This window comes from Streptomyces sp. NPDC087845 (genome assembly GCF_044742755.1).
Classification (GTDB): domain Bacteria; phylum Actinomycetota; class Actinomycetes; order Streptomycetales; family Streptomycetaceae; genus Streptomyces.
On record NZ_JBIUVC010000036.1, the window covers coordinates 25766 to 33483 of the forward strand.

The 7718-nt window shown below is 65.3% G+C and carries 8 protein-coding genes and 2 pseudogenes; 6 read left to right on the forward strand and 4 right to left on the reverse strand.

Annotation, left to right across the window (positions count from 1 at the left end; all coding sequences use genetic code 11):
• The first annotated feature begins 4 nt into the window (after positions 1-4).
• The 3 genes from ACIOMQ_RS40725 (at position 5) to ACIOMQ_RS40735 (ending at position 1572) form a co-directional block, all read left to right on the forward strand.
• On the forward strand, positions 5-580 hold the full coding sequence (locus ACIOMQ_RS40725) for a pyridoxal-phosphate dependent enzyme (RefSeq protein WP_401989230.1): 576 nt from the start codon (positions 5-7) through the stop codon (positions 578-580).
• A gap of 403 nt (positions 581-983) precedes the next feature.
• Positions 984-1196, forward strand: coding sequence for a helix-turn-helix transcriptional regulator (locus ACIOMQ_RS40730; protein WP_362157416.1), 213 nt, complete (start codon positions 984-986; stop codon positions 1194-1196).
• A gap of 55 nt (positions 1197-1251) precedes the next feature.
• Positions 1252-1572: a hypothetical protein gene (locus ACIOMQ_RS40735; RefSeq protein ID WP_393628468.1), complete on the forward strand. Its 321-nt coding sequence runs from the start codon at positions 1252-1254 to the stop codon at positions 1570-1572.
• 117 nt (positions 1573-1689) lie between these two features.
• Here the strand turns inward: ACIOMQ_RS40735 and istB are convergent, their stop codons facing one another.
• The 4 genes and pseudogenes from istB to ACIOMQ_RS40755 all read right to left on the reverse strand — a co-directional run bounded on the left by istB (position 1690) and on the right by ACIOMQ_RS40755 (position 5796).
• Complete coding sequence (istB, locus tag ACIOMQ_RS40740) at positions 1690-2493, reverse strand: IS21-like element helper ATPase IstB (RefSeq protein WP_362157410.1); 804 nt, start codon at positions 2491-2493, stop codon at positions 1690-1692.
• Complete coding sequence (gene istA / locus ACIOMQ_RS40745; protein WP_401271756.1) at positions 2490-4124, reverse strand: IS21 family transposase; 1635 nt, start codon at positions 4122-4124, stop codon at positions 2490-2492. The genes istB and istA overlap by 4 nt, the downstream gene beginning before the upstream one ends.
• Before the next feature lie 131 nt (positions 4125-4255).
• Positions 4256-4795 (reverse strand): annotated as a pseudogene (locus ACIOMQ_RS40750) (winged helix-turn-helix domain-containing protein).
• Positions 4796-5106: 311 nt separating this feature from the next.
• A complete protein-coding gene (locus ACIOMQ_RS40755; RefSeq protein ID WP_401271567.1) occupies positions 5107-5796 on the reverse strand; it encodes a methyltransferase in 690 nt (229 codons plus the stop codon).
• A gap of 95 nt (positions 5797-5891) precedes the next feature.
• Here ACIOMQ_RS40755 and ACIOMQ_RS40760 point away from each other — a divergent pair.
• The 3 genes and pseudogenes from ACIOMQ_RS40760 to ACIOMQ_RS40770 form a co-directional block, all read left to right on the forward strand.
• Positions 5892-6056: pseudogene (locus tag ACIOMQ_RS40760) on the forward strand (IS1380 family transposase); the annotation flags it as partial.
• A 339-nt stretch (positions 6057-6395) separates the two neighbouring features.
• Positions 6396-6548: a hypothetical protein gene (locus ACIOMQ_RS40765; protein WP_362212365.1), complete on the forward strand. Its 153-nt coding sequence runs from the start codon at positions 6396-6398 to the stop codon at positions 6546-6548.
• Between the two features lie 715 nt (positions 6549-7263).
• Positions 7264-7626 carry a DUF6907 domain-containing protein gene (locus ACIOMQ_RS40770; RefSeq protein WP_402192767.1) on the forward strand — a complete coding sequence of 121 codons (363 nt, stop codon included), beginning with the start codon at positions 7264-7266 and terminating at the stop codon, positions 7624-7626.
• The last annotated feature ends 92 nt before the right edge of the window (positions 7627-7718 follow it).

Genomic DNA, 7718 nt, shown 5'->3' on the forward strand with positions numbered 1-7718 from the left:
CAAGATTGAAGGCCTCAACTCGGCAGGGTCGGTAAAGCTCAAGACCGCTGTCGCCCTGGTAGCGGAAGCTGAGGCGTCTGGGCGGTTTCCGCCCGGCCGCCTGATCGAGTCGACGTCTGGCAACCTCGGCGTGGCCCTGGCCGTGGTGTGCGCTGCAAAGGGGTACCCCTTGACCTGTGTCACTGACCCCAACACGAATGCCCAGTCGGTACGGATCATGGAAGCCTTGGGTGCCGAGATCGTCGTCATCGATACAGTGGACGACAACGGCGGATTTCTCCAATCCCGCGTCAAGTACATACGTCAGCGTCTCGCAGGCGAGCCCGGTCTGTATTGGCCGAACCAGTACGCCAGCGCAGCCGGCCCACGGGTCCACCGGGACCGTACCGCCCAATCCATTTTCGGGGAACTCGGCCACGTCGACTGCGTCTTCATCGGCGCGGGGACAACCGGAACGCTGATGGGCTGCGCGGATTTTGTCCCCGTCGAGCAGAGCGATGAAGTCGCGCTCGCTCAGGCTGCGGCGCTTGCCCTTGCCCGCCGGGTGGGCGATCAGCCGATGGCACAGCCGGGTCCGTGAGCCGGGCCGCATCGCAATCAGCCCGGCCACCGACAGTCGCCCCGAGCGGCGTCCGCTCACCGTCACGACCGGGGTGTGTCCGCGTCGTCCCCAGGTCCGGCCTCGGGGCGGTCGGCGGGTGGCTTTGTAGGCGAGACCTGACACCGCTTGTCGACGAGTTCAGACAGCGCTTGTCGATCACAGCGTCGCGAAATGTCGGTGAGAAGTGACACCACCTCGGAGCTGGGGCCGTGCTCGGGGCGGGGTTGAGGCCGCCCAAGGGGCGGTCGGGGATGCACTCACACTTTCATCCCGGGCTGACCATCAGCACGGTGAACACGCTGCGCGAGGCGCGGTTGCAAGCCCCGCCCTTCCTGTAAAGCAAGCTTGACAGCCACCGAGGGGTGACAAGTAAGCTTTACACGTGCGAAACAGCGTCAGGGAACTGCGGTCGTCACGAGGGCTCTCCCAGGGCCAACTGGGCACGGCCCTCGGGGTCTCCCGGCAGACGATCAACGCCATCGAGACCGAGCGGTACACACCTTCCCTGCCGCTCGCCCTGTCCATGGCCAAGTTCTTCAAGGTCAGCGTTGAGGAGATGTTTCATGCCAATGAGGGCCCAGCAGATGACCAGTAACACGGCCAGGAGGTCCGTCCCCGGTTTCTTTCTCGTTCTCGGAGGCGCCTGCCTCGTGGCCGCGACTTTCGGAGGCCGCCTTGCTCTCGGCGTGGTGACGTTCGGGATCCTGGCGGTCTGCAGTCTCGCCTTAGTGCTGCTGGGACGCCGGAACGAGACCTATCAGGGCCTCACCGAGAAGGAGCCCGACGAGCGCTTCGCCCGGATCGCAGGGCGAGCCTGGGCCGGCACGGGCGTGGTGCTTACCGTGGGGAATCTCAGCGCCTTCATCGGTGAGCTGGCATCCGGACGAAGCGGCGATCCGTATTTCTGGTTCGTGGCCACCGCCGCCATCGCCTACGTCGCGTTCGTCGTCTTCTGGTCTCGGCATACCTGAGACGCCATCGCCTCGAACGGCTCGTCACCGTAACGTCCGGCAAGGCAACACGATCATCCTGGTCACCGGAGGTCGGTTCCGGGCGAGGCTGAGCGGGTGGGGGCGATGGCCGGCAGGTCAGTTACCGGCCGAGTCCTGGGCGGCAGCTCGGGCTTGGGTGATGGCGAGGCGGTAGGAGTCGGTGCCGGTCTGGATGAGGTTGCCGCCGAAGGTGAGGCGGTCGACGATGGCCGCGCAGAGGCGGGGGTCGGTGAAGGTCTTGGTCCAGCCGCTGAAACTCTCGTTCGAGGCGATGGCGACGCTGTTCTTCTCCTCACGCTCCGTCAGAACCTGGAACAGCAGCTCAGCGCCCCTGCGGTCCAGTTCCATATAGCCCAGCTCGTCGATGCACAAAAGATCGACGCGGCCGTAGCGGGCGATGGTCTTGGTCAGCACCTTCTCGTCCGCGGCCTCGACCAGCTCGTTGACCAGCTTGGTCGCGAGCGTGTACTTGACCCGGTAGCCGGCCATCGCGGCTTCGGTGCCCAGCGCGATCAGCAGGTGCGACTTGCCGGTGCCCGAGTCGCCGATCAGACACAGCGGCAGGCCCTTCTTGACCCACTCGCAGGTCGCCAGTGTGTGGATGACCGCCGGGTCCACGCTGGGGTTCGCCTCGAAGTCGAAGGCCCGCAGCGACTTCTCGCGGGGGAAGGCGGCAGCCTTGATCCGTCGTTCCGAGCGGCGGCGGGCCCGGTCGTCGCACTCGGCCATCAGCAGTTCGGCGAGGAAGCCGCGATACGACATCTGGTCACGGGCGGCCGTTTCGGCGAGTTCTGGGAACTGGGCTCGGATGGTGGGCAGCCGGAGCATGCGGCATGCCTGGTCGACGGCGGCGTCGGCGGCCTGTTCGGTCAACCCGCGGTGGCGTTTGAACGTCGTCATGGCCTGTCTCCCTCGGCGGCGGATCGGTCCGGCCGCCGCGGTCGCAGCAGCTGGTCGTAGGCCGCGACCGACGGCAGCGGCCGGTTGTCGGGCGGCAGGTGGGCCAGCCGCCGTTCGGTCAGGAACGTCACCCTGGCCCGGTCCGGCTCCGGGTCTGCTGCAGCGGGCGGGGCGTCGTCGGCCTCGGCGGCCTTGCGGGCTTCCAGAGCGACCGCGTCCGCGGTCAGAGCGCCGACGCGCAGGGCGGCGGCGAGCCCGGTCACCAGGTACTCGTGGTGCAGGTGCCGGCCCAGCAGCAGGACCTCGATCAGCGCCCGGGTCCCGTCCCGGTCGCCGTGGGCCTTGCAGGCCGCCGCCCACCACGCGTCATGGACCGGGGTGAACTTGCCTGCGGAGCGGGCCTGTTCCAGGGCAGTCGCGCCGGGGAAAGCGCCGGGCTTGCGGACCAGGGCCTCCAGGTAGTGGTCCAGGTCCAGGCGGGACTGGCCCTTGGCGATCAGCCGCTCGTGCCGGGCGACTTCCTTGCGCCCGTCGTGGACGACGACCTCGGAGGCGTGCAGCATCACCCGAACGGTGCGGCCGATCAGCCCCACGGGCACCGAGTAGCGGTTTGTACGGACGCTGACCTGCGCGTATCGGTCCACCCGCAGACTGAACAGCCGACCGGTCTCGAACGGCTCGTCCGGCAGCGGCTGCAGCAGCGGGCGTTCGACGGCGAAGTACTCGCCGATCGTCCTGGGCCGCGACCGGATGCGGCGGTCATCGTCCTCGTCGTCCCACCGCTCGACCATCGCGTTGAGTTCGGCGAGGGAGGCGACTTCCGGGACGGGAACCAGGTGGTTTCGCCTGAACCAGCCGATCTGGCCTTCCACCCCGCCCTTCTCATGGGCACCTTCGAGTCCCGGGCGGCAGTACATGCTTTCGATGCCGTAGTGCGAACGGAACGCGGTCCACCGCTCGTTCTCCACCCTCGCTCTCGACAGGCCCAGCACCCGGGCGACCGCGGCCCGCAGGTTGTCATAGCGCACCTTGCCGCGAGGGACGCCGCCCAGCACGCTGAGAGCGTGGACGTGCCCCTCGAAGAACGCCTCCTGGCCGCACGAGGCGAAGATGCGGTGCACCGCCTTGCCGGAGTACGACAGCCGCATCGCGAACAGGAACACCTTGACCTGCTCGCCGGCCAGACGGATCGTCACGTCCCCGAAGTCGACCTCGGCTTCCGCCCCAGGCAAGTGGGTCTGCGGGATGAACGCGTTCAACGGTCCGCGTCCCGCCTCGATCCGTATCTGCGGGCGGCGATCAGCGACATAGGCCCGCACCATCGGATAGGTCACCTCCACCGCACCGTGCTCGTCCAGCAGCCGGTCGAAGATCCGCTTGACGGTGTGACGCTGCTTGCGCGGCGCGTCCAGATCCGCCCTCAGCATCTGGTCGATCACCGGCTTGAACACGTCCAGCCGCGTCTTGCGGGGCGGCAGCTGCTTGCGCGGCTCCGGCCAGACGGACTCCACGGCCGCCTTCACCGTCCGGAAGCCCACCCCGTACTTGCGCTGCAAGGCCCGGTTCGACATGCCCGCCCGGACATCACGGCGTATCGCCGCGTACAGATCGACCTTGGACTTCGGTGGCACCGGCGCCCCCTCACCACGCAGAGCACTCCCAGCCTCCCACCGCAAGCACCCAGGTGGTGTCAAAACTCAGCGATATCACTCTCCGCCAACACCGGGCGGTGTCGCCGTCGATCGACAACCGGTGTCAGAACTCACTGACAAAGCCAGGCGGGTGAAGCCTGCTTCGTCCTCGAAGCAGATGTAGCCCCCGCAGGCCGCCCCGAGGCCCTTTTACCTCCGCCCAGGTCGCCTCCTTCCACACCTGCACCGCCTCCTTGTCGCGCTCGGCGACCCGCTGCGCGGGGACCTGTGGGGAGAACCCGAGCCGGTGCATCAGCCGGGTGGCGCCCGAGACACTGTAGGAAACGTGGAACTTCCGGCCGATCAGCGTGGCCACCCGCGCAGCGGTCCACACCTGGTCCTCCACCCAAGCCGTGCGCATTCGGCCCCTCCTCCAGATACGCGGCGAGCATCTCCAGGCAGCGCGGCGACAGACGGCACCGTGATCCGCTCGGCCCGCGCGAGTCCAGGGCCTCGATCCCGCCGTCCCGCCACAACTGGTGCCACCGGTAGGCCGACTTCCGGCTCACCCGGAGACGCTGGGCGACCTCCAGCGGCTTGATCTTCTGCTCGAACAACTCGGCCGCCTGCCGCCGTACGGCCTCCCGACGTTGTCGTCCCGCAGCGGTCAGCCCGCCCCCATCCGCATATCTCACACAACGCGAGATACAGCCCGCACCCCAGGCCCATCAGGCACATCGACAAAGATCACCCTGACGAGCCGAAGTCAGATAACGCGACGGTCGCGGCCGACAACAACTGCCGCGACATCCTCGTGATTCCAGCCCGCCGCCAATGTGGTCACCGCCCGCAGTCGGATCCGCACACCGTTCTTCGAGCACTCAGATACGCTGCAAAATAGGAGACGTTGAGTCAGTCGCAGCAAGGATTGAGTACCTCCGGATCAGAGTCGCGAAGACATCCAAGGCACGATGGAATGAAATCACGTTGGCACCAGTTCGAGGAGTAGGTGGGGGTGTTTGATGATTCGGGTAGCGGACCGCGAGCGGGCCCGCTCGGCGAACGTGTGCCCGGTCCGTTCGGCGAAGTTGCGGAGCAGGCTGACGTTTCCATGCCCGCTGAATCCGATCAGCAGACGCCCGCCGGGTGTCAGGTAGTTCGGTCCCTCTTCTACGTATCGCCGATGGCTTTCGTACCCAGGATCGAAGAATGCCTTCTCGAACTCGGACTGGTGCGTATAGCCGGACGGCATCTCGATTCCGTTGGAGTTCCAGAAAATGCAGTCGAACCTCTCGTTGGCTCTAACGGCACTGAATAAGTCCCCGTGGCGCACACTCACTTTGTCGGCCACACCATGCCGGGCTGTGTTGATCTCAGTGTTGCGGACCGCCTGCGGATTGATGTCGGACGCGACCACCGCGTCGCAACTCGACATGGCCGCAGTGAGAGCAGTGACGCCCGTGCCGCAGCCGATTTCCAGGAACGTGCCGCCAGATGGGGGGTAGATGTCTTGGCGAGTGAAGAATTCAGTGGATGAGAAGGAGCCCGAAGGATATACGTCCGGCAAGATTGACCACTCCTTTCCGAGGAGAGAAAACACACTTTCCCGATCGATCGCAAGGCGGCGTATATTTTTCCGTGTGATCGCTTCGGTGGAGATGGGTTCCGGCATGGTGGTGCATCCCCTTCCATCCATGGTTGAAACAATGGGATCCTCACGTTAACCCGTGGCCCCCGTCATTCTGTAGGTGTAAATCGAGACTTAGACGGGAGGTGTCCGGGCTCGTCCTGGACATTGACGCCACGACGGTGACCTGCCACTCTGAGAAGGAGCAGGCCACACCCACCTATAAAGGCGGCTTCTGCTTCCACCCCAGAGTCCCTTGCATGATCGAGATCTGTCCGGATTCATCCGGTGAGGCCGAGGTCGGTCAGGGATCTGCGGAAGTCACGGGCGGTGTAGCGGAGGGCGGTGGCGATGTTGGTGTGGCCGTCCTGGCGGTGGACGCCGATGGCAAGGTTCAAGTCGTAGTTGTCGGCGGCCACTCTTCACGAGGCGTGAGGCGGTACGGCAGTGAAGTACCGCAACCACAGCGGCCGATCGCGGTCGGGCCGCAAATAGCCGATGGATCACCTTCTTCGCGAACCGCTTCCTGGCCCGGCGCACGCGACGGTCCGTGCCATCACCACTTGACGCGACGGGCACCGCAACAGGTTGCTGACCACTCAGGGCAGAGAACAGCTGCCAGCCGCTACACCACACCAGGGGACATGACCCCTGATGCTCGTGAACTGTTCGCCTTCCGGGATTCCCGGGGCGTCGACCTCGCCGCACTCAGGGCGGGACGCCTGGCGGTCCAGGCCCATTTCGACGGTCTCGCGATGCTCTTTGTTGATGGAGTGCTCGATGTCGGGGTTGTGTGAGAGTGGTCGGCGTGACCGCGGAGCGGGCTGAACGAGATCGACCAGCCGTTTAACCCATCGCCCTCGAACCCTGGCCTCGACGACGTGTAATCAGAAGATGCTGTTGCCGCCTGGCCTGAGCGCGACGCCTCCAGGTAGCGCCTCATCACCGAGTCCGCAGGCCTTCACGTCAAGACTCTGCCGTTACCTTCAGGAGCCAAGGGATTCGACGAGTCATTCATAGAGGTTGACTGAGAATGCAAGTAGCGACACTCTCGGGTGGAAAAAGATCTGATTGACTAGTCGACACATGAGTCGATAAGATTCTCAAGTCGGCATTAACAGATGACCCGGATAGACGTCAATCGCGAGGGGTTGACATGCGCCTAATCCCTGCAGGGGAAGCTGGAGCTGCGGAAGGTTCGGCTCTACGACGCGCGCCACTCGTGTCTCACGGTTCTTGCCATCAACGGCGTGCGGGCATGTCAACGCCAACTTCACCAAGCGGATGTATATCCGCCCGAGCCCCGAACGCCTCCGCGTTGCCTCGGACCATCTCGCTTCCCCGGCAGCGTCCGATGACGAAACAGCCGGACGGTTGCACCCGTCCGGCCAGTTCAATCAGCGGTTGGAGCCGCTGATCAGTGACCGATCCGCCCACCAGGAGAGGACATCACCGTGACCACCGTAACGCCGGAGGTCGACTCCGCATCGCCCCCCCCCCCCCGCACCCGCAGTGGTGCAGACGTCGGCCCGTGTCATCTCTCGTACCTGGCTGAGGAAGATCTGGACCGGCGGTCAGACCGTGGAAACGTGCCCGTCGTTCTGCACGGACAACCACCGGAACGACGACATCGGTGCGCTTGATGACCTTCAGCATGGCGTCGAGTTCGAGGGCCCGGAGCTGGCCGTGTTCAACGTGGAGGACGGTACTGCGGAGTGGCCTGTACTGGCTGGCCGGATCAACGTGGATCCTTACAACGAGGACGCGAAGAGGCGAGTTCCGCACGTGAATCTGAATGTATTCAAGGATGAGGTGATGGAGTGCCTGTCGCCAGATGACTTCGCGGCGGTGATCGCGGCAGTGCGGGCGCACTGAGCCGATTCCAACCTGACGGGTGGTTGGACGGGTGACCCCGACGGCGGGCATGAAGAAAGCTCCTGGTAGACGGGTTCACGACCAAGATCACC